Source organism: Pseudomonas sp. GZJR-8 (assembly GCF_002916705.1).
GTDB lineage: Bacteria > Pseudomonadota > Gammaproteobacteria > Pseudomonadales > Pseudomonadaceae > Aquipseudomonas > Aquipseudomonas synxantha_A.
Genome location: NZ_JXSI01000017.1, coordinates 1 through 22,611 on the forward strand (window position 1 = coordinate 1; position 22,611 = coordinate 22,611).

The window sequence follows — 22,611 nt, forward strand, 5'->3', positions numbered from 1 at the left end:
AAGACCGTGGATGACATAACCACGGAGTTTTTCTGGCAAGGCGACAAGCTGATTGCCGAGCACCATGGGGACTGTCATCACAGTTATATCTACGAGCCCAACAGCTTCCGCCCGCTGGCACTGCTGGAAGGCTACGGACCACAAGCCACAACACCCTACCACTACCAACTCGACCACCTCGGCACACCGCAGTAACTGACCAGCCCCGAGGGCGAAATCGTCTGGTCCGCCCACTACCGCGCCTACGGTCAGATCGCCCGGCTCGACGTAGGAAAAATCGACAATCCGCTGCGTTTTCAGGGGCAGTATTTCGATCAAGAAAGCGGCCTGCACTACAACCGCCATCGCTACTACAATCCAGATATTGGTCGTTACCTGACGCCGGATCCGGTGAAGTTGGCGGGTGGGGTCAATGGGTACCGGTATGTACCCAATCCGACGGGATGGGTGGATCCACTAGGTCTAAATGCATGCCCCGGTGAAGATGGCTGTAAGCCCGAGATTGAAGCGCGTGAATCAGCCCAGGCAGTTCGAGTTAATGAGGGTCAACCAGAGCTACCAAAAGCAGGAGGAGCACAGCGAGCAGCCCGGTACTCGGCCAATTGGCAGACCGCTGACCTGAACGAAAATATCGTTAAATTTGCTGGACCTGACCCGATAGTAATAACTACAGATAAAGGAAAGAAAATATACAAAAACCCTCAGAGCGGGATTGAAATAGTGGAAGACCTTAATGGTAATTACTTTAGAATTCACGACCCGTCCTTGCCGGGATCCAGGCGTTATCTTAGTTTAGCCGGAGCAATCCCCAACAACAAAACTTCCTCTTCTGGCAAACAGATGGGAAGAACACAAAGCGAATACAATGAAGTCACACATTTTAAAAAAGGAAATTCTCGATGAAATTGATTTGTACGCCCTTGACTGGCGAAGCCATGTTTTTGCTAGACCTAAATGCGTGCCCAAACGACCAGATGGAGCGTGTGGTCCTCACAAGCATAGAGCACCAACAACTCTTGAAATCGGGAATATACGAGGAGATCAATGATTCTTTAAAAAAGATCATCGATGACTATGAGGACGAACACATTAACACTTCCGAAGAGCTCACCGAAATGCTAAGAATTTTTAAAAAAAAATCCTTGCCTGAAAACCCCGAACTATTAGAAAAAATAATCCATTTAACCCAGTTAGCTATCGATAGAAAAACCGGTGTTTTTTTCTACTTCTAGGCACTAGACGTGAAATTAAAGAAAGCACGAGTTATAGAAACCAGTATCCATATAGAAGAGGACGTAATACTGCTCATCGAGGGAGTCATCATTAATTGCTTCGTCAGCTATTCCCCACATGAGATAGAAGTCGGAAAGACGTATGACGTCGAGCTGACAATGAATCTATCTGACGATTACGAGATTGAAAGGGTTGAACCGAGAACACCACTGATTGAAAAGACAAATCCCGGATATATGCTTACCTACTTTATGGAACCCTACGCGACACACAATTTCACAGCTTCGTCTCATTAAACGATGAGGACATTCACTACGACCATCCTGAATGTAACGAGCGCTTCATAAAACTAAAAGTCGATAGAATCGACGTCAGCTTCCGTTGAATATCAAACGCCCCCCTGAGAACGCACTCTGTGGCCCAGTAGCGCCTCGACGATGAGCCGAATACAAAGCACAATCAGCTCACAAAATGAGCCGAATACTCTCTCTATTCGGCTCACACGCCCCCAGGCGTCCCCTTATGAATCAACAACACGCCACCTGGCCGACCTACTGGAAAAAACTACCTGACACGCCTCCCCGAAGGCGGCCGCAGCACGCGTTATCAGATCAATCCCGCCCAGCAGTAACAGCCCCACTCATTTGCCCCAATCCCCCATGTCTGCTAGTGTCGCGCCGGTTTACCGTCTACCGGAATTGCCGCCATGGCCCGCAAAAAAGTTGCACTGGATTTCGAACAATCCCTCGCCGACCTGCAAACCCTGGTCGAGCGTCTGGAGAACGGCGAGTTGTCGCTGGAAGACTCGTTGACGGCATTTGAGCAAGGCATTGGCCTGACCCGCGACTGTCAGAGCGCGTTGGCGCAGGCGGAGCAGAAGGTCCAGGTGCTGCTGGAGCGCGACGGGGAGTTGGCGCAAGAGCCTTTCGATGCGGAACAGCCGGAATGATCAGCGCGTATCAGGCCAGTAGCCAAGCCCGGGTGAATGCGGCGCTGGAGCCCTTGTTTGCTGCGCCAAGCCCGGAATTGACGCGCCTCTATGAAGCCATGCGCTACAGCGTGATGAATGGCGGCAAGCGGGTGCGCCCGTTGCTGGCCTATGCGGCCTGCGAAGCCCTGGGCGCGCCGGCGGCCGAGGCCAATGGCGCAGCGTGTGCGGTGGAGTTGATCCACGCTTACTCCCTGGTACACGACGACCTGCCGGCGATGGATGACGACGATCTGCGTCGCGGCCAGCCCACGACCCACAAAGCCTTCGATGAGGCTTACGCGATCCTGGCCGGGGATGGCTTGCAGAGCCTGGCGTTCAGCGCGTTGCTGGACCCGGCGCTAAGCAGCGTCAACGCCGAGATCCGCCTGCGCATGGTTACTGCTCTGGCCCACGCTGCTGGCCCGGCCGGAATGGTCGGCGGCCAAGCCATCGACATGGGTTCGGTCAGCCTCAAGCTGGATCAAGAAGCCCTTGAATACATGCATCGCCACAAGACCGGCGCGTTGATCGAAGCCGCCGTGCACCTGGGCGCCCTGGCCAGCGGCCGCGCCGACGCCGAGCAACTGGCGGCCCTGCAGACTTATTCCCGCGCGATCGGCCTGGCCTTCCAGGTGCAGGACGATATTCTCGACGTGGAAAGCGATACCGCCACCCTCGGCAAACGCCAAGGCGCCGATATTGCACGGGACAAGCCGACGTATCCGGCTCTGCTGGGGCTGGAAGCCGCCAAGGCATACGCCATTGAGCTGCGTGACCAGGCCCTGGATGCCCTGCGACCTTTCGACGCGGCGGCCGAGCCGCTGCGTGACCTGGCGCGGTATATCGTCGAGCGCCGCCACTGACAACCCCGGCCATTTGCGCCGCATATCGGCCAAGTTCGGCGCCCTGCGTGGGCAGTTTGCACCGCTTGAGGTAAACTGCCGCCTCTTCTATACCTATAACGATTCGCCTGATGCCCACGACGTTTCAAGAGATTCCCCGCAAACGCCCGTCCACGCCCCTGCTCGACCGCGCTGCCACGCCGGACGGCCTGCGTCGACTGGGTGAAGCCGAGCTGGAAACCCTGGCCGATGAGTTGCGCCTGGAATTGCTCTACACGGTCGGCCAGACCGGTGGGCATTTCGGCGCCGGGCTGGGCGTGATCGAGCTGACCATCGCCCTGCATTACGTGTTCGACACCCCGGACGACCGGCTGGTGTGGGACGTGGGCCATCAGGCATATCCGCATAAAATCCTCACCGGCCGTCGCGAGCGCATGGGCAGCCTGCGTCAGAAGGACGGCCTGGCCGCCTTCCCGCGTCGTTCCGAGAGCGAGTACGACACCTTTGGCGTCGGCCACTCCAGCACGTCCATCAGTGCAGCGTTGGGCATGGCGATTGCCGCCCGTCTGCAAAACAGCGATCGCAAGGCGATTGCCGTGATCGGGGATGGCGCGCTGACTGCCGGCATGGCCTTCGAAGCGCTCAACCATGCGCCAGAAGTGGATGCCAACATGTTGGTGATCCTCAACGACAACGACATGTCGATCTCGCGCAATGTCGGTGGCCTGTCCAATTACCTGGCGAAAATCCTCTCCAGCCGCACCTACGCCAGCATGCGCGAAGGCAGCAAGAAAGTGCTGTCGCGTCTGCCTGGCGCGTGGGAAATCGCCCGTCGCACCGAAGAATATGCCAAGGGCATGCTGGTGCCCGGCACCCTGTTCGAAGAGCTGGGCTGGAACTACATCGGCCCTATCGATGGCCACGACCTGCCGACCCTGATCGCCACCTTGCGCAACATGCGCGACCTCAAGGGCCCGCAGTTCCTGCATATCGTCACCAAGAAGGGCAAAGGCTTCGCCCCGGCTGAAGTCGACCCGATTGGTTACCACGCGATCACCAAGCTCGAACCCCTGGACGCGCCCGCCGCCGCGCCGAAAAAGGCTAGCGGGCCGAAGTATTCCGGTGTGTTTGGCGAATGGCTGTGCGACATGGCGGCTGCCGACCCACGCCTGGTGGGCATTACTCCGGCGATGAAGGAAGGCTCCGACCTGGTGGCGTTCAGCGAGCGTTTCCCGTTGCGTTACTTCGACGTGGCGATTGCCGAGCAGCACGCTGTCACCTTCGCCGCCGGCATGGCCTGCGAAGGCGCCAAGCCGGTGGTGGCGATCTACTCCACCTTCCTGCAACGCGGTTATGACCAGTTGGTTCACGATGTGGCGGTGCAGAACCTCGACGTGCTGTTCGCCATCGACCGCGCCGGCCTGGTGGGCGAAGACGGCCCGACCCATGCTGGCAGCTTCGACCTGTCCTACCTGCGCTGCATCCCCGGCATACTGGTGATGACGCCCAGCGACGAAAACGAACTGCGCAAGATGCTCAGCACCGGCCACCTGTACAACGGCCCGGCCGCTGTGCGGTATCCCCGGGGCAATGGCCCGAATGCCGTGATCGAGAAAGACCTGGAGCCGATTGAAATCGGCAAAGGCGTCGTGCGTCGCCAAGGCAGCAAAACTGCATTCCTGGTGTTTGGCGTACAACTGGCCGAAGCGCTGAAAGTGGCTGAAAAGCTTGATGCCACGGTGGTGGACATGCGTTTCGTCAAACCGTTGGATGAGGCGCTGGTACGCGAAATCGCCGCCAGCCATGAGTTGTTGGTGACCGTCGAAGAGAACGCCATCATGGGCGGCGCCGGCGCGGCAGTCAGCGAGTTCCTGGCGCGGGAGAACATCCTCAAATCGGTGCTGCACCTGGGCTTGCCGGATGTATACGTCGAACACGCCAAGCCGGCGCAGATGCTGGCTGAATGCGGGCTGGATGAGGCGGGTATCGAGGCGTCCGTTCGCGAGCGCCTGGCGCTACTGAACCTGTAATCAGCCCCAACTGTGGGAGCTGGCTTGCCTGCGATGACGGCGGCACATTCGCTAACAATGTGTCAGATACACCGCTATCGCAGGCAATCCACACAGTGGTTTTGCATGACCTTCCAATGCTATGGACAGCCCATGAAACGCCTGTGCCTTGCCCTGCTGCTTCTGCCCTGCGCTGACCTGCTCGCCGACACCCGCGACCAGGCCCTGAAGCTCTCCGACGTGGTCATCAGCGCCAACCGCCAAGTGCAGGCGCGTAATGACAGCAGCGCCGCCAACACCGTCTTCACCCGCGCCGACATCGACCGCCTGCAACCCAGCAGCGTCACCGACCTGCTCAGCCGCGTGCCGGGCGTGCAAGTTGCGCCGACCGGTGGGCGTGGCAGTCTGCCGGGGATCTTCATTCGCGGCACCAAGTCGGCGCAGAGCCTGGTGCTAGTGGACGGCCAACGCATCGCCAACACCACCTCCGGCGACAGCGGCTTGCAATACCTCAACGTCGATCAGATTGAACGGGTGGAAGTGCTGCGCGGTTCCCGCTCGGTCATTTACGGCAGCGACGCGATTGGCGGAGTGATCCAGGTGTTTACCCGGCGCAATGCCGAGCAAGGCTTGCAGCCGCGCTTGAAGCTCGGGTTTGGCAGTAACCAGACGTGGGAACGTAGCCTGGGCTTGTCGGGCGGCGATGAACATACGCGCTTCAACCTGGGCGCAAGCCTGGATGAAACCGCAGGTATCAACGCGAGCCACGCGTCGTTCCCCAGTGACGGCGACCATGATGCCTACCGAAACCAGTCCATCAGCCTGAACCTCCGCCATTCGTTCAGCGATGAGCTGGAGGTAGGTTTCAATCTGCTGGATAACCGTGGCAAGTCGGAGTACGACAACAGTTATGGCCGCTACAACGGCGCCACCGGGCAGAGCGTCGGCCAGAAACCCTACACCGATTACACCGTCAGCAGCGCCAGCGGTTATGTCGATGCCAAGCTCAATGAGACCTGGCAGTCGCGCCTGGAGTTGGGCCACAGCGAAAACCGTGACACCAAGCGCGATACGCTCAGTGATGATTTCAGCGTGTTCAATACCTACCGCGACTCGGTCAACTGGCAGAACGACCTGACGCTGAATGAGCAGAACAACCTGATCGTCGGTGGCGACTGGTATGAAGACCGCTTCCACGGCTCCACCACCTTTACCGAAAACAGCCGCTGGAACCGCGCCGCCTTTGTGCAGCACCGCTTCCACAGCGAGTGGTTTTCCACCGAGCTTGGGCTGCGTCGCGACCAGAACCAGCAGTTCGGCGGTCAAAATAGCTGGAGCGGCACCCTGACCGTACCGGTCAACCCTGACAACGACCTACTCTTGAGCTACAGCGAAGGCTTCCGCGCGCCGACCTTCAACGACCTCTATTACCCCGACACGCAGTACAGCAACCCCAATCTGCAGCCCGAGACATCAAAGAGCTACGAGCTGCAATGGCGCAGCCAACTGACCGACAGCACACGGGTGGAAGCCTCGCTGTATCGTACCGACCTGAGCGACGCGATCATCCTTGACGCCGGCAAGCCGCAAAACGTGGCATCGGCGCGGATCAACGGCTTTGAAGCGGCGCTCAAGCAGGAAGTGTTTGGCTGGCAGGGCAACCTGGGCCTGTCGCTTATCGACCCGCGTGACCGTGACAGCGGCCACACCCTGGCACGTCGCGCTCGGCGTACATTGAACCTGGATCTGGATCGGCAGTTCGACAAGCTGGGCGTTGGCGCGAGCTGGCAGGCGATCAGCAGCAGCTACGATGATGAAGCCAACCGCAACCGTTTGGGCGGGTATGCCTTGTTGGGGCTACGCAGCAGTTGGGCGTTGAACCGAGAGGTGTCGTTGTCGCTGAAGGTGGATAACGTGCTGGACAGGTCCTATGCCCGGGCGAAGTACAGCTACCTCGGGGAGGCTCAGAATTATCGTGAAGAAGGTCGGGTGTGGATGGTTGGGCTGACATGGACGCCTGAGTTCTGAGGGGCCTGCACCGACGTCATCACAGGCAAGCCAGCTCCCACAATTGAAATGCATTCCCCTGTGGGAGCTGGCTTGCCTGCGATAGCGTTGTCACAGGTTCGGCGCAATCACCTGGCACAACCGCCCCACCGCCTCCAACATCTGCCCGCTGGGCCGCTCCAGGCCCTTGTCCGGCACTAACCGTACCCGAGCAGCCATCGCCGGCCATGCCTTCCAGGCCTCCTTCTGAGCCTGATCCCCCACCAGGATCACCTCGGGATCACGCGCCAGCACCGACTCGATATTGACCTGCGGCGCCGGCAACTTCAGATCATCAAACACATTACGCGCCCCGCACACACTGAGCGCATCGCTGATGATCTGCCCACCACCCACGGTGTACAGCGGTTGGTTCCACACTTGGTAAAACACCCGCAACGGCTCGGCCCGCTGATAGCGCTGGCGCAACTCGGCCAAGCGCTGGCGTAGTTGTGCAGCGAGCTGGCGCCCTGCCTCAGCTCGGCCCAATTGCTCGGCAATGGCCTGGACCTGAGTAGTCAGTTGCTCAAGGCTATGGGGCTCGGCGATATACACCGGGATATTCAACCGCTGAAGCTGCTCACGCTGGGCCGGGCCGACGCTGCCGGGCCACAGCAGGACCAGGTCGGGCTTCAGGCTGAGCAGACGCTCCATATCCAGTTGGCCGTAATGCCCGACCGACGCAACCGTTGCCAGTGCTGTTGGCCGCTCACCACCATCAAGCACACCCACCAACAGGTCGGCTGCGCCCAGCTCAACGACGATTTCAGACAGCGACGGCGCCAGGCTGACCACTCGTTCGGCTGCCATCGCCTGAACACTCAATACGAGCAGCAGTGCCAGCCAGTAGCGGCTCATCCCAGTTGACGCGGAATGCGGTAGAGGTAAAACAGCACCATGGTCGACATTGCCAGCAGGAACAGTGGCACCGCTTCCAGCCCCACGAACACCGCCAGCGCACCGATCCAGGCCGGTAGCGCGGCTACCAGCAAAGCCGTGCGCCGACGCGCCGCCAGGGTGATCCAGGCAGCAGGTTCTTCAGGGGTATCGAGGGCTTTGGAAGTGGCGATCAGCGCATGTTTATAGCCGTGAAAATAACGCAGGCTGAGAAACATCGAGGCCACGCCGGCAATGAAGAACGGCATGGCCAGCACGGGCAGCAGGGGTTCAGCACGGCCAAACAGCAGATTGATCACAAACAGGGGCAGCAATGCCAAAGCCAGGTACTGCCACCAGTTGAAGGATAACCGCCGTTTCACCTGGCCGCGAGTCACGCGCGGTCGACCTCGCCCTGGTGCTCGTTGCCCATCATATGGTCGAGCTTGCTGGCTTTGGTCGCCAGGTAGAGCTTGTTGTGCGGATTGTGCCCGGTGTGCAGCGGCACGCGCTCGGCCACGGTGATGCCCATCTCGGTCAAGGCTTTGACCTTGCGCGGGTTGTTGGTCATCAGGCGCAGGGATTTGACCCCCAGGTGCTCAAGCATCGGCAGGCAGATCGCGTAGTCGCGCTGGTCGGCGGCAAAGCCCAGGCGCTCGTTGGCTTCCACGGTGTCGGCGCCGCCATCTTGCAGTTCGTAGGCGCGGATCTTGTTCAACAAGCCAATGCCACGGCCTTCCTGACGCAAGTACAGCAGCACGCCACGGCCTTCACGGGCGATGGCTTGCAAAGCGGCTTCCAGTTGCGAGCCGCAGTCACAGCGCTGGCTGAACAGCGCATCGCCGGTCAGGCACTCGGAATGCACGCGCCCCAGCACCGGCGCGCCATCCGTGATGTCGCCGAGGCTGAGCACAACGTGCTCGCGCCCGGTGGCTTCTTCGAGAAAGCCGTTCATGGTGAACGTGGCAAAAGGGGTAGGCAGCTTGGAAGCGGCGACGAAAACGACGGGCACCGTGTGCTCCTGATTTCAGATTTCACAGAGGCGGCCATTGTAACAGCAGGTTCCTACAGACGCTTAAGCTGAATTATCGCTGATAAAGATCAATAGGTTCGATTGGCCTTCGCGTCAGTTCTATGGGCCCGGAAACGGATACGGCTGTTTCCAGCGCGCAAAAGTCGCTTTGAGCTCGCCGGTCTTGACCAGGGCGGCCAAACGCTGGTCATACACCGCCATCAACGCCCTGCCGCGCTCGGTATCGGCAAAGGCTATGTAGAGCGGCAACTCGGCGATATGCGTAAGTTTGAACAGCGCCGGGTCTTGCGCCTGGCTGAGTACATACTTGGCTTCAGTGAGGGCATCGATATAGAAATCGGCGCGACCGTATTGCAGCATTGGCAGGATACCGTCGCGCCGTTCGATCTGGTTGAAGCGGCGCACATTGGGCAGGTATTGCTCGTACTTGTAGCCACGCACCCAGGCCAGGCGGTAGTCGCCCAGCGTCGCCTGTGTCGGCGTAGGCGCAGTGGCGAGCCCAAGGGCGTATACGTGGTCGGCGTCGAAGTTCCAGCGGGGGTACAACACCCCGCTGACTTCATTGCGATAGGTGCCGACGCATCCATCCACCTCGCCACGCTGGGCCAGGCCGACCGAGCGGGTGTAGGGCTCGCTGCGGGTCTGCAGGGTGATGCCTACCGGCTCGAAGATCTGGCGCACCACGTCCCAGGCCAGGCCGCTGCCATCTTTATTGGTGTAGTCGTTCCACTCTTCGCCGGCCAGCATGACCTTGCCGGGCACCGACGCCTCATCCGCCTGAAGTACAGAGGTAAAGGCACACAGAGCGATCAGCAGCCAGCAGCGCACGACCATAGTGACGGCTTCCTACGTGGTAATCATCAGATAAAGGGTAGCGCAGGACGCTGGCTACGGCGTCTCGCGAAAATGCTGATAGCCGCGCACGGCCGGTGTAATGTCCTGACCATGGGCATCGAGCAGGGTCACGCCCTGCCCCGCTTCGACCCGACCGATCACGTGAACCGGCCAGCCGCCCGCTTGCAAAGGTGCCAACGCGGATATCGGCAAGGTAAATGCCAGCACGTAGTCATCGCCCCCGCTCAACGCCGCGACGCGGGCCTGATCCTCGCCGACAAATGTCAGCAAGGCGGTAGATAACGGCAACCTGTGACGTTCGATCACCAGGCTGACCGCCGAAGCCTTGGCGATATGCCCACAATCGGCCAGCAGCCCGTCGGAGATATCCATGGCCGCGCTCGCCTTGCCCCGCAATGCAAGCCCCAGGGCCAGCTGCGGTTGCGGCGACCAGTAATGTGCCAGCAGGGGCTCGGCGACTGCCGCATCCGCCGTGCGTTGGCCCAAGACCAATGGCAAAGCACCAGCGGCATTGCCCAGTTCGCCGCCCACACACAGCAGGTCACCCGGCTGCGCACCACTGCGCGTCAACGCCTGCCCGGCCGGTACGCGGCCAAATACGGTCAGGGTAAGGCTCAGTGGCCCTCGGGTGGTATCGCCGCCCACCAAGCCCACGCCGCAACGTTGCGCCATGGCGTTCAGGCCTTGGGCATAGCGTTGCAGCCAATCGGCATCCACGGTCGGCGTGGTCAGGGCAAGGGTAAACGCGAGGGGGTCGGCGCCCATGGCGGCCAGGTCGCTCACCGCCACGGCCAGCGAGCGCTGGCCGAGCAGGTACGGGTCACAGGGGTCGGCAAAATGCACGCCGGCCACCAGCGTATCGGTAGAGACCGCCAGTTGCTCTCCGGCGGGCAGCGCCAGCAAGGCACAGTCGTCGCCGATCCCCAGGGCAATGCCATCGCCGCCTTGCGCACAAGGCGCGGCGGCGAAGTACTTGCGGATCAGCTCGAACTCGCCCATGCGGGACTCAAGCGCAGATTAGCGCTTGTGTTCCTTTACTTCGGCTTCACGCAGGCGCGGGGCCAGCTTGTCGAGCACGCCGTTGACGAACTTGTGACCGTCGGTCGAACCGTAGACCTTCGCCAGTTCGATGCCTTCGTTGATCACCACGCGGTACGGTACGTCAACGCGCTTGAGCAGCTCCCAGGTGGACAGGCGCAGTACCGCCAGCTCAACCGGGTCCAGCTCTTCGAGGGTCAGGTCCAGGCATGGCGTCAGCGCAGCATCGATCTCGGTCATGTTGGCCGGAACACCGTGCAGGATGTCGTGGAAGTAGCTCTGGTCAGCAAAGGTGAAGTCGTTATCGACGCGAAATTGCGCTTCGATCTCGTTCAGCGAAGTGCCAGCCATATGACGCTGGTACAGCGCCTGGGTGGCGAGCTGACGGGCCGCACGGCGCTTTTCGCTTTTCGAAGGCTTGCCGGCATCGGCTGGACGCTCGTCACGCGGGTTGAAACGATCGCTTTCGTCGGAAATCACTTGGCCTCCAACTGCGACAGCAGGCTGACCATTTCCAGCGCGGACAAGGCAGCTTCAGCGCCCTTGTTACCGGCTTTGGTGCCGGAACGCTCGATGGCTTGCTCGATGGAATCAACGGTCAGTACGCCGAAAGCGACTGGCACGCCGAACTCCATGGACACCTGGGACAGGCCCTTGGTGCATTCGCCGGCTACGTATTCGAAGTGCGGGGTGCCGCCACGAATGACCGCGCCCAGGGCGATGATCGCCGCGTATTCACCCTGCTGAGCAACTTTTTGCGCAACCAGTGGAATTTCGAAGGCGCCAGGGGCGCGGATAAGGGTGATATCGCTCTCGCTCACACCGTGGCGAACCAGGGCGTCAACCGCACCGCTTACCAGGCTTTCAACCACGAAGCTGTTGAAGCGGCCAACCACCAGGGCATAGCGGCCTTTGGGGGCGATGAAGGTACCTTCGATGGTCTTCAGGGTCATTCGACAAATCTCTTAAAGAGCCGGGACGCGAAAAGTGCGTCCCTCAGTGATGATTTAACCGCGAACAAGGGGCAAAAATCGCCGGCCTTTATTCGGAGGGCACGTATTCTACAACTTCCAGGTCGAATCCGGATATCGCATTAAATTTCATCGGTGCGCTCATCAGGCGCATTTTGCGCACGCCCAGGTCGCGCAGGATCTGCGAACCGGCACCGACGATGCTGTAGGTGGTCGGTTTTTTCACCGGCACGGCGTCGGCGGTTTCGCGGATGTGCGCCAGCAATACGTCGCCGTCCAGCGGGTGACCGAGCAACAGCACCACACCGCTGCCAGCCTCGGAAACCGCGGCCATGGCGGCGCGCAGGCTCCAGCGGCCGGGTTGCTTGACCATCAACAGGTCGCGCAGAGGGTCCATGTTGTGCACCCGCACCAGGGTCGGCTCTTCGGCGCAAATGTTGCCCAGGGTCAGGGCCATATGCACGTCGCCTTCCACTGAATCACGGTAGGTCACCAAATTGAATTGGCCCAGTTCGCTGTCCAGCGGCTGCTCGGCAATCCGCTGAACGGTACGTTCGTGGATCATGCGGTAGTGGATCAGGTCGGCAATGGTGCCGATCTTGAGGTTGTGTTCGGCGGCAAAGGCTTCCAGTTCGGTGCGACGGGCCATGGTGCCGTCGTCGTTCATCACTTCGCAGATCACCCCACTCGGCTCGAAACCGGCCATGCGCGCCAGATCGCAGGCGGCTTCGGTGTGACCGGCGCGAGCCAGGGTGCCACCCGGTTGAGCCATCAGCGGGAAAATGTGACCGGGGCTGACGATGTCTTCGGCCTTGGCATCTTTGGCGGCGGCGGCTTGCACGGTACGCGCGCGGTCAGCGGCGGAGATACCGGTGGTGACGCCAGTGGTGGCTTCAATCGATACCGTGAACTTGGTGCCAAAACCCGACCCATTGCGCGGCGCCATCAACGGCAGCTTGAGCAACTCGCAGCGTTCGCGGCTCATGGGCATGCAGATCAGACCACGGGCGTGCTTGGCCATGAAGTTGATGTGCTCAGGCTTGCACGCCTCGGCGGCCATGATGATGTCGCCTTCGTTCTCGCGATCTTCGTCATCCATAAGGATGACCATCTTGCCTTGGCGGATGTCTTCAACCAGTTCTTCGATGCTATTGAGCGCCACGCGGCACCCCCTTGGTCAGGATTTCAGGTAGCCGTTAGCGGCCAGAAAGCTTTCGGTGATGTTGCCTGATGCAGGCTCTGCGGCCTTTTCGCCCAGCAACAGGCGCTCCAGGTAACGGGCAAGCAAGTCCACTTCCAGGTTCACCCGGCGCCCCGGCTGGTAGGAGGCCATGATGGTTTCGCTGAGGGTGTGGGGAATGATGGTCAGTTCAAATTCGGCGCCATTGACGGCGTTCACGGTCAGGCTGGTGCCATCAACGGTGATCGAACCCTTGTGGGCAATGTACTTGGCCAGCTCTTTGGGCGCACGGATGCGGAATTCCACGGCGCGTGCGTTCTCACTGCGGGCCACCACTTCGCCGACACCGTCGACATGGCCGCTGACCAGGTGACCGCCCAGGCGCGTGGTCGGCGTCAGGGCTTTTTCCAGGTTGACCGGGCTGCCGGCCTTGAGGTCGTTCATCGCGGTGCAGTCCAGGGTTTCCCGGCTGACGTCGGCGGCAAAGCCGTTGCCCGGCAGCTCAATAACGGTCAGGCACACGCCGCTGACGGCGATACTGTCACCCAGCTTGACGTCGCCGAGGTCCAGCTTGCCGGTTTCAACCAGCAGGCGCACATCGCCGCCTTTGGGGGTCATTGCACGGATGCTGCCGATGGATTCGATAATGCCGGTGAACATTTCGCTCTCCTGAAAACGAGGGGCTGACGCTTAAGCGCAGGCCGGGAATTATACGCTCGCTGTCGGGACGGGAATGGCAGTGACTCGCCAGTCGTCGCCTACAGCGCGCATGTCAGTGATCTTGAGTTGGGGCGCGTCGACCAGCTTCTCAAGCGGCCAGTCCAGCAACGGCCGGGCAGCGGAGCCGAGGAACTTGCCGGCGATGAATATGACGTACTCATCCACCAGGCCCTGCTGGGCAAACGCGCCCGCCAGGCTCGGGCCCGCTTCCACCAGCACATCGTTGACGCCACGGGCGGCCAATGCCACCAGCGCCGAGCGCAGGTCGACCTGGCCCTCCACGCCCGGTACCACCAGGCATTCAGGGCCACGGGGGAACTGGTTCTCCGGGGTTACGCAGGTGATGACCAGTGCCGGGCCTGCCTTGAAGAAGGGTGCATTGAGCGGCACGCGCAATCGGCCGTCGATCAACACGCGCAGAGGCGGGCGCGACATGGCCAGGGCGGTGGTTTGTTCATCCAGGCCCAACTCAGCGGCGCGCACAGTCAAGCGGGCGCCGTCGGCCAGCACCGTATCGGCACCGGTCAACACCACACTCGCCTCGGCACGCAGGCGTTGGACGGCGGCGAGGGCAGCGGGGCCGGTGATCCATTGGCTTTCGCCGCTGGCCATCGCCGTGCGGCCGTCCAGGCTCATGGCCAGCTTGACCCGCACGAACGGCAAACCGTGCTCCATGCGCTTGAGGAACCCCGGGTTAAGCGCCCGCGCCTCAGCTTCCAGGACACCACTGCGCACCTCGATACCCGCCTGGGCCAGGCGCTGCATGCCCCGCCCGGCCACTTCCGGGTTCGGGTCCTGCATACCTGCCACCACCCGCGCCACACCGGCGCTCACCAGTGCATCGGCGCACGGCGGCGTACGTCCATGGTGGCTGCACGGCTCCAGCGTCACGTACACCGTCGCGCCGCGGGCCTTTTCACCGGCGGCGCGCAGGGCATTCGGCTCGGCATGGGGCTCGCCGGTGCGCTCATGCCAGCCTTCGCCGACAATCTGCCCGTCACGCACTATCACACAGCCCACCCGTGGGTTGGGGTGGGTGGTGTACAGGCCCTTGCGCGCCAATTCGAGGGCACGCGCCATGTAATGGGCGTCGAGGACTGCCTGTTCAGACTTCATTGTTTGGAGGGCTCACGGGCCAGGCGGTCGATTTCTTCGCGGAACTCATTGAGGTCCTGGAAGCGTCGATACACCGAGGCAAAACGGATATAGGCGACTTCGTCGAGCTTTTGCAGTTCGCCCATCACCAGCTCGCCGACCACGAGGCTCTTGACCTCGCGCTCGCCGGTCGCCCGCAGCTTGTGCTTGATATGCACCAGCGCCGCTTCCAGGCGCTCGACACTCACCGGGCGTTTTTCCAGGGCGCGCTGCATACCGGCACGCAGTTTTTCTTCGTCGAAAGGCTGGCGGCTGCCGTCGGACTTGATCAGACGGGGCAATACCAGTTCGGCGGTTTCGAAGGTGGTGAAACGTTCACCACAGGCCAGGCATTCGCGCCGGCGACGCACTTGATCGCCCTCGGCGACCAGACGCGAGTCAATGACCTTGGTGTCGTTGGCACCGCAGAAGGGACAGTGCATGGTTGGCAGGCAACAAAAAATGGGAGGGCCATGGTAGCGCATCCCCGTCGCAAGACAAGCCATAGCCTTTACGGTATATAGGCAGGCTTATATGTTTGATATTTTTTAAGCCACGGATTTTGTCCTTTCTGGAGCCGTACATGCAGTTACGACCACTCGTTCTACTCACGCTGTTCAGTTTTCTGGTCGCCTGCAGCAGCGAAGCCCCCAAACCGGCCGCGCCTCAACCGACACCGGCACAAGAGAAAAAAGTCCCGGGTATTGAAGACCTCGGCCCCCTGCCCGCCTATCAACGGGAAATCAGCGGCAGCCTGACCAACGTGCCCGCCGGCGCCGAAGTCGAGATGGCGCTGCTGGTGATCGACGACCGTTCGCGCCCGCAGCAACTGCTCGCCAGCAGCGTGCTGAGCGGCAATGGCAAGCCCCTGGCCTTCCGCCTGCGCTTCAACCCTGAAGCCTTCCCGGCCGGTGCACGCGTTGAATTGCGTGGCCGCGCCAGCCAGTCCGGCCAGTTGATCCTGCACCTGCCCGCCGTGCGCGTCACCCAGGCGATCACCCAGAGCACCGGCCCCCTGCAACTCGTCAAGGCGCCATGACGCCACCGCTGCACCTGCAGCGCGCCTTGAGCGAGTTGATCGGCGACGCGCAATTGGTGCCCTGCCCGCTACCGGGTACCGAATTGTCGCTATGGCTGCTCGATGCCGACAATATGGACCGCGCCTTCAGCCAGGAAGAAACCCGGCGCATCCTGCATGAGCCGCCCTACTGGAGCTTTTGCTGGGCCAGCGGCCTGGCGTTGGCGCGCTACCTGGCGGCGCATCCCGAGTGGGTCGCCGGCAAACGCGTGCTGGATTTCGGCGCCGGTTCCGGCGTGGCCGGGATTGCCGCCGTAAAGGCGGGGGCCCTGGAAGTAGTGGCGTGTGACCTGGACCCGCTGGCCCTGGCGTCTTGCCGCGCCAACGCCGAACTCAATGCGGTGGAGCTGGGCTATTGCGCCGACTTCTTCGCCGAAGCCGACCGTTTTGACTTGATCCTGGTGGCCGACGTGCTTTACGACCGCGCCAACCTGCCGCTGCTGGATCAATTCCTCACCCGTGGCCGCGAAGCGCTGGTGGCCGATTCGCGGGTGCGGGACTTCCAACACCCGCGTTATCAACGGCTGGAGGTTCTGGACGCGTTGACCCTGCCGGACCTGGCCGAGCCTTGGAAGTTTCGCAAGGTGAGTCTGTACCATTCGCGGCGCTGAGCCTTCGCGTTACAAATTCCCGGCAACAGATTGGCTAAGACAGGAAAAGGCGAGGCATGGAAAATGCCATCCTTCGCTCACGGATGGAAAATTTCCTGACATGTCCTGGCAGACAGTTTCGCTAATAACTTACGACTCAACGGCCTTGCCAAACGTCAGGCACCTGCTTAATCTTTGCGGCAATACACCCGCCATGCCTCTGGTTGCATCAGTAACTAAGCACAAATTGTGCGGGTTTTTTATGCCCGGTACTTTTTGGGCATGAGGTCATTCAGCAAACCTGCCATCGACGTTCCTGCCCAGCTGGGACTCCTCAAGCGGCGCGGACTGATAATTCACAATGAAGCTCGTGCCGAGCACTTCTTGCAATCCGTCAGTTTCTTTCGACTCAGCCCTTATATGCGGCCCTTTCAACAGCCTGACGCTATTGACCATCTTTTTCGTGAAGGTAGCCAGTTCCGCCAATTAACCCGCCTATACGATTTTGATAGAAGGCTTCGCTTACTGACCATGGATGCCATTGAGCGCGTCGAAATAGCCTCACGTTCGGTTATCAGTAATCACATGGGACCCGCCCATGGCAGTCATTGGTATCTCAATCCAGGGTTGTTCCACCTCAAATTTGATCATCAACGCCTGCTTGCAACACTGTCCATGAAGCAAGCCAGCGCAACCCGTGACTACCAGCGCGAATGCGAACGCATCGATAGATCACATGCCAGCGATGCACGAAAAGATCTTCTTAAACGCCAAAGGGCAAAAGAAAGTTATGCCCGTCATTACTCCGTGACCTACGTCCAGCCCGCGTTGATGCCGGGTTGGGCCATGTTGGAAGAATTGACACTGGGAGACTTATCCCATCTGTACAAAGGCTTGGCCAAGGACGCCGACAAGAAAGCGATCTCCAGGCGCCTTCTACTCCCGGCACCACTCATGCAGTCCTGGCTGCACACGCTGACCACTGTCCGAAATATCTGCGCTCACCATTCACGCATGTGGAACCGAGAATTGGGTATCCGTCCTGAATTGCCCAAAAAAGCCAGCTTTCCATGGCCGCAGTATTTGCTTCAACCGGGGACACATAGCCGCATGTTCTCCACGCTATGCATACTCAATCACCTGATGGGCCAGGTGAGCCCACATACTCGCTGGGGTCACAGCCTGCATCTGCTGATCGACGAGTTTCCCGACGTCCGTATCGAAGCAATGGGTTTTCCTCAGGACTGGTATCTGGACCCGTTTTGGCACGCGCATGATTACTGAATGCCAGGCGGCTTCCGATAGCTAGCGCCAGCCCTTATAGTTGCCCCCATTCCCGCTTTATTCGAGACGCCCCATGAGTGAGCCCACGCCGTACATCTTCGACGTCACCACCGCCAACTTCGACCAGGCGGTGATTCAGAATTCTTTTGAAAAACCTGTGCTGGTGGACTTCTGGGCCGAATGGTGTGCGCCATGCAAGGCGCTGATGCCGATGCTGGCGCAGATTGCCGAGACCTATCGCGGCGAGTTGCTGTTGGCCAAGGTCGATTGCGAGGCCGAACAGGACATCGTCGCGCGTTTCGGCATTCAAAGCCTGCCGACGGTGGTGTTGTTCAAGGATGGTCAGCCGGTGGACGGCTTTGCCGGTGCGCAGCCGGAGTCGGCAGTACGGGCGATGCTGGAGCCACATGTGCAGATGCCACCACCGGCTGCGGCGGATCCGCTGGAACAGGCCCAGGCGCTGTTCAGCGAAGGGCGCATCAGCGAGGCTGAAGCGCTGCTGGTGCAGTTGTTGGGCGAGGACAATACCAACGCCGCAGCCCTGATCCTGTATGCACGCTGCCTGGCTGAGCGCGGTGAGTTGGGTGAAGCCCAGGCCGTGCTTGACGCTGTCAAAAGCGACGACCACAAGGCCGCCCTGGCCGGGGCCAAGGCGCAGATCACCTTCCTGCGCCAGGCCGCAGACTTGCCGGACACCGCCGATCTGAAGAGCCGTCTGGCACAGAACCCGCAGGACGACGAAGCGGCCTATCAGTTGGCGATCCAGCAACTGGCGCGCCAGCAGTACGATGCGGCACTGGAAGGTTTGCTCAAGTTGTTTACCCGCAACCGCAGCTACAGCGAAGGCTTGCCGCACAAGACGTTGCTGCAGGTGTTCGAATTGCTGGGCAATGAGCACCCGCTGGTCACGGTGTACCGCCGCAAATTGTTTGCCGCGTTGTACTAATCACCGATCCAACGGTACAGCGGCGTATCCCCGCCGCTGCTCACCTTGACTTTGGCGCTATGGCGCAGGCGCACCAACAGGCGCTTGCCCGCGCCCGCATCGCCTGCCAACCCTTCCAGTTGATCGAGTAATTCCAGACCGTTGAGCTGCCCTGCCTTGCGCAGCACCTCTTGGGCGCTCTGCCATAGGTCGTCGTTTTGTTTGACCGGCGCCGCGGTTGGCGCACTGGGCGTTGGGGCGGCCTGAAGCTGTGCGCCCAAGCGCGCCCAATCGCCGTCGTCCAGTTCCAGGGTCAAGTCCACCGGCAGGTCGCCGATGGTTCCACGAATTCGCAACATCGCTGTACTCCTGCATTTTTCTGACCGTCATGCTCCCATGCAGCTTGCGCAACACCAAGCAGGCGGTCAAACTCTCGGCTCTATTGTTATAAGATCACATAACAAAACTTTCATCCTGGAGCCTCCCATGCGCCGTTTGCTGCTTGCTTTGCCGTTCGCCCTGCTGCCACTGGCTGTTGCCCACGCTCACGAAGAGCATGACCACGAGCACGGCAGCCTCGGCGCCCATGAACATGGGGTCGGCCGTCTCAATGCCGTGCTGGATGACAAGGCCCTTGAGCTTGAACTGGACAGCCCGGCCATGAACCTGGTGGGTTTCGAGCATGTAGCGACCAGCGCCGCCGATAAAGCCAAGGTCGCCGGTGTACGCAAACAACTGGAGAACCCGTTGGCCCTGTTCAACCTGCCCAAGGCCGCAGGGTGTGTGGTCAGCAGCCAGGAACTCAATAGCCCGCTGTTCGGTGACAAACCAGAAGCCGACCATGACGACGATGACCACGCCACCGACGGCAAAGGCGCCGCCGCTCACGAGCACCATCACGACCACAGCGAAATCCACGCCCACTACCAATTCACCTGCGCCACGCCGACGGCCTTGGGCAACCTGGACTTGAGCCAAGTGTTCAAGACCTTCCCCGCCACCAAGAAAATTCAGGTACAACTGATCGGCCCGAGCGGTCAGCAAGGTGTTGACGCGACGGCCACCGCCGCCACCCTGAAGTTCTGACTTGAAAGCACAGTCCATGTGGGAGCTGGCTTGCCTGCGATACTGGCGACGCGGTGCAGCAGGCACACCGTAGCGATGCCATCGCAGGCAAGCCAGCTCCCACAGTGGATCGGCGCCATTTTCGACTACCAGGCGACACTGACTTCCCATGACTCAAGCGTTAATCGAACTGTCCGACCTGGGCTTCAACTGGCCCGGTCACCCGCAGTTGCTGGACATCCCCGCGTTCCGCCTGGAACCCGGGGAAACCCTGTTCCTCAAGGGCCCGAGCGGCAGTGGCAAGACCACGCTGCTGGGGCTGTTGGGGGGCGTGCAGAAACCCTGCCAGGGCAGCATCCGCCTGCTTGGGCAGGAGTTGACCGAACTCTCGGCCGGCGCCCGTGATCGTTTCCGTGTGGACCACACCGGCTACATCTTCCAGCAGTTCAACCTGCTGCCGTTTCTATCGGTGCGCGAAAACGTCGAGTTGCCTTGCCATTTTTCCAGGTTGCGCGCACAACGGGCCAAACAGCGCCACGGCAGTGTCGACCAGGCGGCTGCGACCTTGCTCGCGCACCTGGGCTTGAAGGACAAGGACTTGCTGGAGCGCCGCGCCGACTCGCTGTCCATCGGCCAGCAACAACGGGTGGCTGCCGCCCGTGCGTTGATCGGCCAACCGGAACTGGTGATCGCCGACGAGCCCACCTCAGCCCTGGACTATGACGCCCGCGAAGCGTTCATCCAGTTGCTGTTCGCTGAATGCCGTGAAGCTGGCGCCAGCCTGTTGTTTGTCAGCCATGACCAGAGCCTGGCGTCACTGTTCGACCGCAACCTGTCACTGGCCGAACTCAATCGCGCCGCCACGCCCGCAGAGGTTTGAGATGTATCTGTTTCGTCTAGCCATGGCCAGCCTGGCTAACCGCCGCTTTACTGCGATCCTCACTGCCTTCGCCATCGCGCTTTCCGTGTGCTTGTTGCTGGCGGTGGAGCGCGTGCGTGTCGAGGCGCGCAACAGTTTTGCCAGCACCATCAGCGGTACCGACCTGATCGTCGGGGCACGTTCGGGCTCGGTCAACCTGCTGCTGTATTCGGTGTTTCGCATCGGCAACGCCACCAACAACATCCGCTGGGACAGCTTTGAGCATTTCGCCGCCAGCCCCCAGGTGAAATGGGCCATTCCGATTTCCCTCGGCGACTCCCATCGCGGTTACCGCGTGATGGGCACCAACGAATCCTACTTCGAGCATTACCAGTACGGGCGCAAGCAAAACCTCGAACTGGCCAGCGGCCGCGCCTTCGCTACCGACCCGTTTGAAGTGGTGCTCGGCGCCGAAGTTGCCGACGCCCTGCATTACAAACTCGGCGACAAGCTGGTGCTGGCCCACGGTGTAGCGGTGGTCAGCCTGGTCAAGCACGACGACAAACCCTTCACCGTGGTCGGAATCCTCAAGCGTACCGGTACGCCGGTAGATCGCACGTTGCACATCAGCTTGGGTGGCATGGAGGCGATCCATGTCGACTGGCACAACGGTGTGCCGGCCCAGGGCAAAGGCCGCATCAGCGCCGACCAGGCGCGCAATATGGACCTGACGCCGCAAGCCATCACCGCGTTCATGCTCGGCCTGAACAACAAGATTTCCACCTTCGCGTTGCAAAGGCAGATCAATGAGTTCCGTGGCGAGCCGATGCTGGCGATCCTGCCGGGCGTGGCCCTGCAAGAGCTGTGGAGCATGATGAGCACCGCCGAGAAAGCCTTGTTCGTGATCTCGCTGTTCGTGGTGCTGACCGGCTTGATCGGCATGCTCACGGCGATCCTCACCAGCCTCAACGAGCGCCGCCGCGAGATGGCGATTCTGCGTTCGGTGGGTGCACGCCCCTGGCATATCGCGAGCCTGCTGATCTTCGAAGCCTTCGCCCTGGCCTTGTCCGGTGTGGTAGCAGGCGTGGGCCTGCTGTATGTCTGCATCGCCGCCTCCCGTGGTTACTTGCAGGCCAACTACGGGCTGGACCTGCCGATGTCCTGGCCGAGCGAATATGAATGGACCCTGCTGGCGGGTATCCTCGCGGCAGCGCTGTTGATGGGCAGCGTGCCCGCGTGGCGCGCCTATCAACAATCTTTGGCCGATGGCCTGTCCATCCGTGTATGAGGAAGGCTTCGATGCGTCGTGCCCTGTTTGCCCTGTTACTGCTGACGGCCGTGCCCGTGTGGGCGGATGAACAGCCCAAGGACCTGTCCTGGCAGGAAATGATACCGCCGGATGCGCCACCGGAAGTGCCTAATATGAAGCCGCTGCACGACCTGTCGAACATGGCCGATGCCTTGTCCGTCGAGGCGGCGCCGGCGGCCAAGCAGGATCTGCCCAACGCGCCGGTGGTGCAGAGCCTCGACGGCCAGCACATCCGCCTGCCGGGGTATATCGTGCCGCTGGAAGTCAGCGAAGAGGGCCGCACCACCGAGTTTCTGCTGGTGCCGTATTTCGGCGCGTGCATCCACGTGCCGCCACCGCCGTCGAACCAGATCGTGCATGTGAAAAGCGAAGTCGGCGTGAAGCTCGATGAGCTGTATCAGCCGTACTGGATCGAAGGTGCGATGCAGGTCAAGCCGTCGTCGAGTGAACTGGCCGACGCCGGTTACCAGATGGATGCCCAGAAGATTTACATGTACGAGCTGCAGGAGTAGCGCTGATCACCCTTTCATTGAGCTGAGTCAAAAGACCGAACGGAACGATCTTTACCATTGGACGTACAACTTTTAACGTCCT

Annotated in this window: 25 protein-coding genes and 2 pseudogenes; 15 read left to right on the top strand and 12 right to left on the bottom strand. The window is 60.8% G+C overall.

What is annotated here, in order from left to right; all coding sequences use genetic code 11:
* The 7 genes and pseudogenes from TK42_RS24795 to TK42_RS24825 form a co-directional block, all read left to right on the top strand.
* Positions 1-903 (top strand): annotated as a pseudogene (locus TK42_RS24795) (RHS repeat domain-containing protein); the annotation flags it as partial.
* Positions 900-1,232, top strand: a complete 333-nt coding sequence (locus tag TK42_RS24800) for a hypothetical protein (protein WP_103735391.1) — start codon at positions 900-902, stop codon at positions 1,230-1,232. The pseudogene TK42_RS24795 and the gene TK42_RS24800, both read left to right, overlap by 4 nt.
* A 528-nt stretch (positions 1,233-1,760) precedes the next feature.
* Positions 1,761-1,864: pseudogene (locus tag TK42_RS27455) on the top strand (hypothetical protein); the annotation flags it as partial.
* A gap of 75 nt (positions 1,865-1,939) precedes the next feature.
* On the top strand, positions 1,940-2,182 hold the full coding sequence (locus TK42_RS24810; RefSeq protein ID WP_005791829.1) for an exodeoxyribonuclease VII small subunit: 243 nt from the start codon (positions 1,940-1,942) through the stop codon (positions 2,180-2,182).
* Positions 2,179-3,066: a (2E,6E)-farnesyl diphosphate synthase gene (gene ispA, locus TK42_RS24815; RefSeq protein WP_032879258.1), complete on the top strand. Its 888-nt coding sequence runs from the start codon at positions 2,179-2,181 to the stop codon at positions 3,064-3,066. Before TK42_RS24810 ends, ispA begins: the two co-directional genes overlap by 4 nt.
* Before the next feature lie 110 nt (positions 3,067-3,176).
* A complete protein-coding gene (gene dxs / locus TK42_RS24820) occupies positions 3,177-5,075 on the top strand; it encodes a 1-deoxy-D-xylulose-5-phosphate synthase (protein ID WP_103735393.1) in 1,899 nt (632 codons plus the stop codon).
* 132 nt (positions 5,076-5,207) lie between these two features.
* A complete protein-coding gene (locus TK42_RS24825) occupies positions 5,208-7,082 on the top strand; it encodes a TonB-dependent receptor domain-containing protein (RefSeq protein WP_078822437.1) in 1,875 nt (624 codons plus the stop codon).
* A gap of 90 nt (positions 7,083-7,172) precedes the next feature.
* On the opposite strand, the gene TK42_RS24830 is transcribed toward TK42_RS24825, so the two are convergent.
* The 11 genes from TK42_RS24830 to nrdR form a co-directional block, all read right to left on the bottom strand.
* Entirely contained in the window at positions 7,173-7,958 is a 786-nt protein-coding gene (locus TK42_RS24830) for a cobalamin-binding protein (protein ID WP_103735394.1), read from the bottom strand.
* The gene (locus tag TK42_RS24835) at positions 7,955-8,374 is read right to left on the bottom strand and encodes a nuclear FMR1 interacting 1 family protein (RefSeq protein ID WP_032879254.1); all 420 of its coding nucleotides are present in this window, start codon (positions 8,372-8,374) and stop codon (positions 7,955-7,957) included. Before TK42_RS24835 ends, TK42_RS24830 begins: the two co-directional genes overlap by 4 nt.
* The gene (ribA, locus tag TK42_RS24840) at positions 8,371-8,988 is read right to left on the bottom strand and encodes a GTP cyclohydrolase II (RefSeq protein ID WP_005791841.1); all 618 of its coding nucleotides are present in this window, start codon (positions 8,986-8,988) and stop codon (positions 8,371-8,373) included. Before ribA ends, TK42_RS24835 begins: the two co-directional genes overlap by 4 nt.
* 120 nt (positions 8,989-9,108) lie before the next feature.
* Positions 9,109-9,843: an ABC transporter substrate-binding protein gene (locus TK42_RS24845; RefSeq protein WP_032879252.1), complete on the bottom strand. Its 735-nt coding sequence runs from the start codon at positions 9,841-9,843 to the stop codon at positions 9,109-9,111.
* Between the two features lie 54 nt (positions 9,844-9,897).
* Positions 9,898-10,863 (bottom strand): thiamine-phosphate kinase, encoded by a 966-nt coding sequence (gene thiL / locus TK42_RS24850; protein ID WP_103735395.1) that lies wholly within the window; start codon positions 10,861-10,863, stop codon positions 9,898-9,900.
* Positions 10,864-10,881: 18 nt separating this feature from the next.
* Entirely contained in the window at positions 10,882-11,382 is a 501-nt protein-coding gene (gene nusB / locus TK42_RS24855; protein ID WP_032879249.1) for a transcription antitermination factor NusB, read from the bottom strand.
* A complete protein-coding gene (ribE, locus tag TK42_RS24860; RefSeq protein WP_078822443.1) occupies positions 11,379-11,855 on the bottom strand; it encodes a 6,7-dimethyl-8-ribityllumazine synthase in 477 nt (158 codons plus the stop codon). The genes nusB and ribE overlap by 4 nt, the downstream gene beginning before the upstream one ends.
* 88 nt (positions 11,856-11,943) lie before the next feature.
* Positions 11,944-13,035, bottom strand: a complete 1,092-nt coding sequence (gene ribBA / locus TK42_RS24865; RefSeq protein ID WP_003194579.1) for a bifunctional 3,4-dihydroxy-2-butanone-4-phosphate synthase/GTP cyclohydrolase II — start codon at positions 13,033-13,035, stop codon at positions 11,944-11,946.
* Between the two features lie 15 nt (positions 13,036-13,050).
* Positions 13,051-13,713, bottom strand: a complete 663-nt coding sequence (locus TK42_RS24870; protein ID WP_005791849.1) for a riboflavin synthase — start codon at positions 13,711-13,713, stop codon at positions 13,051-13,053.
* Between the two features lie 48 nt (positions 13,714-13,761).
* Complete coding sequence (gene ribD / locus TK42_RS24875) at positions 13,762-14,889, bottom strand: bifunctional diaminohydroxyphosphoribosylaminopyrimidine deaminase/5-amino-6-(5-phosphoribosylamino)uracil reductase RibD (protein ID WP_103735396.1); 1,128 nt, start codon at positions 14,887-14,889, stop codon at positions 13,762-13,764.
* Positions 14,886-15,350, bottom strand: coding sequence for a transcriptional regulator NrdR (gene nrdR / locus TK42_RS24880; RefSeq protein WP_019818855.1), 465 nt, complete (start codon positions 15,348-15,350; stop codon positions 14,886-14,888). The genes ribD and nrdR overlap by 4 nt, the downstream gene beginning before the upstream one ends.
* Positions 15,351-15,490: 140 nt before the next feature.
* On the opposite strand from nrdR, the gene TK42_RS24885 reads away from it, so the two are divergent.
* The 4 genes from TK42_RS24885 to trxA all read left to right on the top strand — a co-directional run bounded on the left by TK42_RS24885 (position 15,491) and on the right by trxA (position 18,805).
* The gene (locus tag TK42_RS24885; RefSeq protein ID WP_005791855.1) at positions 15,491-15,946 is read left to right on the top strand and encodes a YbaY family lipoprotein; all 456 of its coding nucleotides are present in this window, start codon (positions 15,491-15,493) and stop codon (positions 15,944-15,946) included.
* Positions 15,943-16,596 carry a methyltransferase gene (locus tag TK42_RS24890; RefSeq protein WP_103735397.1) on the top strand — a complete coding sequence of 218 codons (654 nt, stop codon included), beginning with the start codon at positions 15,943-15,945 and terminating at the stop codon, positions 16,594-16,596. Before TK42_RS24885 ends, TK42_RS24890 begins: the two co-directional genes overlap by 4 nt.
* Before the next feature lie 261 nt (positions 16,597-16,857).
* The gene (locus TK42_RS24895; RefSeq protein ID WP_078822447.1) at positions 16,858-17,859 is read left to right on the top strand and encodes an Abi family protein; all 1,002 of its coding nucleotides are present in this window, start codon (positions 16,858-16,860) and stop codon (positions 17,857-17,859) included.
* Between the two features lie 73 nt (positions 17,860-17,932).
* The gene (trxA, locus tag TK42_RS24900) at positions 17,933-18,805 is read left to right on the top strand and encodes a thioredoxin (protein ID WP_103735398.1); all 873 of its coding nucleotides are present in this window, start codon (positions 17,933-17,935) and stop codon (positions 18,803-18,805) included.
* Here the strand turns inward: trxA and TK42_RS24905 are convergent.
* Positions 18,802-19,143, bottom strand: coding sequence for a hypothetical protein (locus tag TK42_RS24905; RefSeq protein ID WP_032879241.1), 342 nt, complete (start codon positions 19,141-19,143; stop codon positions 18,802-18,804). The genes trxA and TK42_RS24905 overlap by 4 nt on opposite strands.
* Positions 19,144-19,270: 127 nt before the next feature.
* Between TK42_RS24905 and TK42_RS24910 the strand changes: the two genes are divergently transcribed.
* From TK42_RS24910 to TK42_RS24925, 4 genes are all read left to right on the top strand, one after another.
* Entirely contained in the window at positions 19,271-19,870 is a 600-nt protein-coding gene (locus TK42_RS24910) for a DUF2796 domain-containing protein (protein WP_103735399.1), read from the top strand.
* 148 nt (positions 19,871-20,018) lie between these two features.
* Positions 20,019-20,729 (top strand): ABC transporter ATP-binding protein, encoded by a 711-nt coding sequence (locus tag TK42_RS24915; RefSeq protein ID WP_032879239.1) that lies wholly within the window; start codon positions 20,019-20,021, stop codon positions 20,727-20,729.
* Between the two features lies 1 nt (position 20,730).
* Positions 20,731-21,996 (top strand): ABC transporter permease, encoded by a 1,266-nt coding sequence (locus TK42_RS24920; RefSeq protein WP_103735400.1) that lies wholly within the window; start codon positions 20,731-20,733, stop codon positions 21,994-21,996.
* Positions 21,997-22,007: 11 nt separating this feature from the next.
* Positions 22,008-22,529: a DUF3299 domain-containing protein gene (locus TK42_RS24925; protein ID WP_103735401.1), complete on the top strand. Its 522-nt coding sequence runs from the start codon at positions 22,008-22,010 to the stop codon at positions 22,527-22,529.
* Positions 22,530-22,611: the final 82 nt, after the last annotated feature.

Bases quoted from the DNA above. Each gene is read 5' to 3' on its own strand.
- TK42_RS24800 (WP_103735391.1), top strand. From the start codon at position 900: ATGAAATTGATTTGTACGCCCTTGACTGGCGAAGCCATGTTTTTGCTA.
- TK42_RS24810 (WP_005791829.1), top strand. From the start codon at position 1,940: ATGGCCCGCAAAAAAGTTGCACTGGATTTCGAACAATCCCTCGCCGAC.
- ispA (WP_032879258.1), top strand. From the start codon at position 2,179: ATGATCAGCGCGTATCAGGCCAGTAGCCAAGCCCGGGTGAATGCGGCG.
- dxs (WP_103735393.1), top strand. From the start codon at position 3,177: ATGCCCACGACGTTTCAAGAGATTCCCCGCAAACGCCCGTCCACGCCC.
- TK42_RS24825 (WP_078822437.1), top strand. From the start codon at position 5,208: ATGAAACGCCTGTGCCTTGCCCTGCTGCTTCTGCCCTGCGCTGACCTG.
- TK42_RS24830 (WP_103735394.1), bottom strand. From the start codon at position 7,958: ATGAGCCGCTACTGGCTGGCACTGCTGCTCGTATTGAGTGTTCAGGCG.
- TK42_RS24845 (WP_032879252.1), bottom strand. From the start codon at position 9,843: ATGGTCGTGCGCTGCTGGCTGCTGATCGCTCTGTGTGCCTTTACCTCT.
- thiL (WP_103735395.1), bottom strand. From the start codon at position 10,863: ATGGGCGAGTTCGAGCTGATCCGCAAGTACTTCGCCGCCGCGCCTTGT.
- ribE (WP_078822443.1), bottom strand. From the start codon at position 11,855: ATGACCCTGAAGACCATCGAAGGTACCTTCATCGCCCCCAAAGGCCGC.
- TK42_RS24870 (WP_005791849.1), bottom strand. From the start codon at position 13,713: ATGTTCACCGGCATTATCGAATCCATCGGCAGCATCCGTGCAATGACC.
- ribD (WP_103735396.1), bottom strand. From the start codon at position 14,889: ATGAAGTCTGAACAGGCAGTCCTCGACGCCCATTACATGGCGCGTGCC.
- nrdR (WP_019818855.1), bottom strand. From the start codon at position 15,350: ATGCACTGTCCCTTCTGCGGTGCCAACGACACCAAGGTCATTGACTCG.
- TK42_RS24885 (WP_005791855.1), top strand. From the start codon at position 15,491: ATGCAGTTACGACCACTCGTTCTACTCACGCTGTTCAGTTTTCTGGTC.
- TK42_RS24890 (WP_103735397.1), top strand. From the start codon at position 15,943: ATGACGCCACCGCTGCACCTGCAGCGCGCCTTGAGCGAGTTGATCGGC.
- TK42_RS24895 (WP_078822447.1), top strand. From the start codon at position 16,858: ATGAGGTCATTCAGCAAACCTGCCATCGACGTTCCTGCCCAGCTGGGA.
- trxA (WP_103735398.1), top strand. From the start codon at position 17,933: ATGAGTGAGCCCACGCCGTACATCTTCGACGTCACCACCGCCAACTTC.
- TK42_RS24905 (WP_032879241.1), bottom strand. From the start codon at position 19,143: ATGTTGCGAATTCGTGGAACCATCGGCGACCTGCCGGTGGACTTGACC.
- TK42_RS24910 (WP_103735399.1), top strand. From the start codon at position 19,271: ATGCGCCGTTTGCTGCTTGCTTTGCCGTTCGCCCTGCTGCCACTGGCT.
- TK42_RS24915 (WP_032879239.1), top strand. From the start codon at position 20,019: ATGACTCAAGCGTTAATCGAACTGTCCGACCTGGGCTTCAACTGGCCC.
- TK42_RS24920 (WP_103735400.1), top strand. From the start codon at position 20,731: ATGTATCTGTTTCGTCTAGCCATGGCCAGCCTGGCTAACCGCCGCTTT.
- TK42_RS24925 (WP_103735401.1), top strand. From the start codon at position 22,008: ATGCGTCGTGCCCTGTTTGCCCTGTTACTGCTGACGGCCGTGCCCGTG.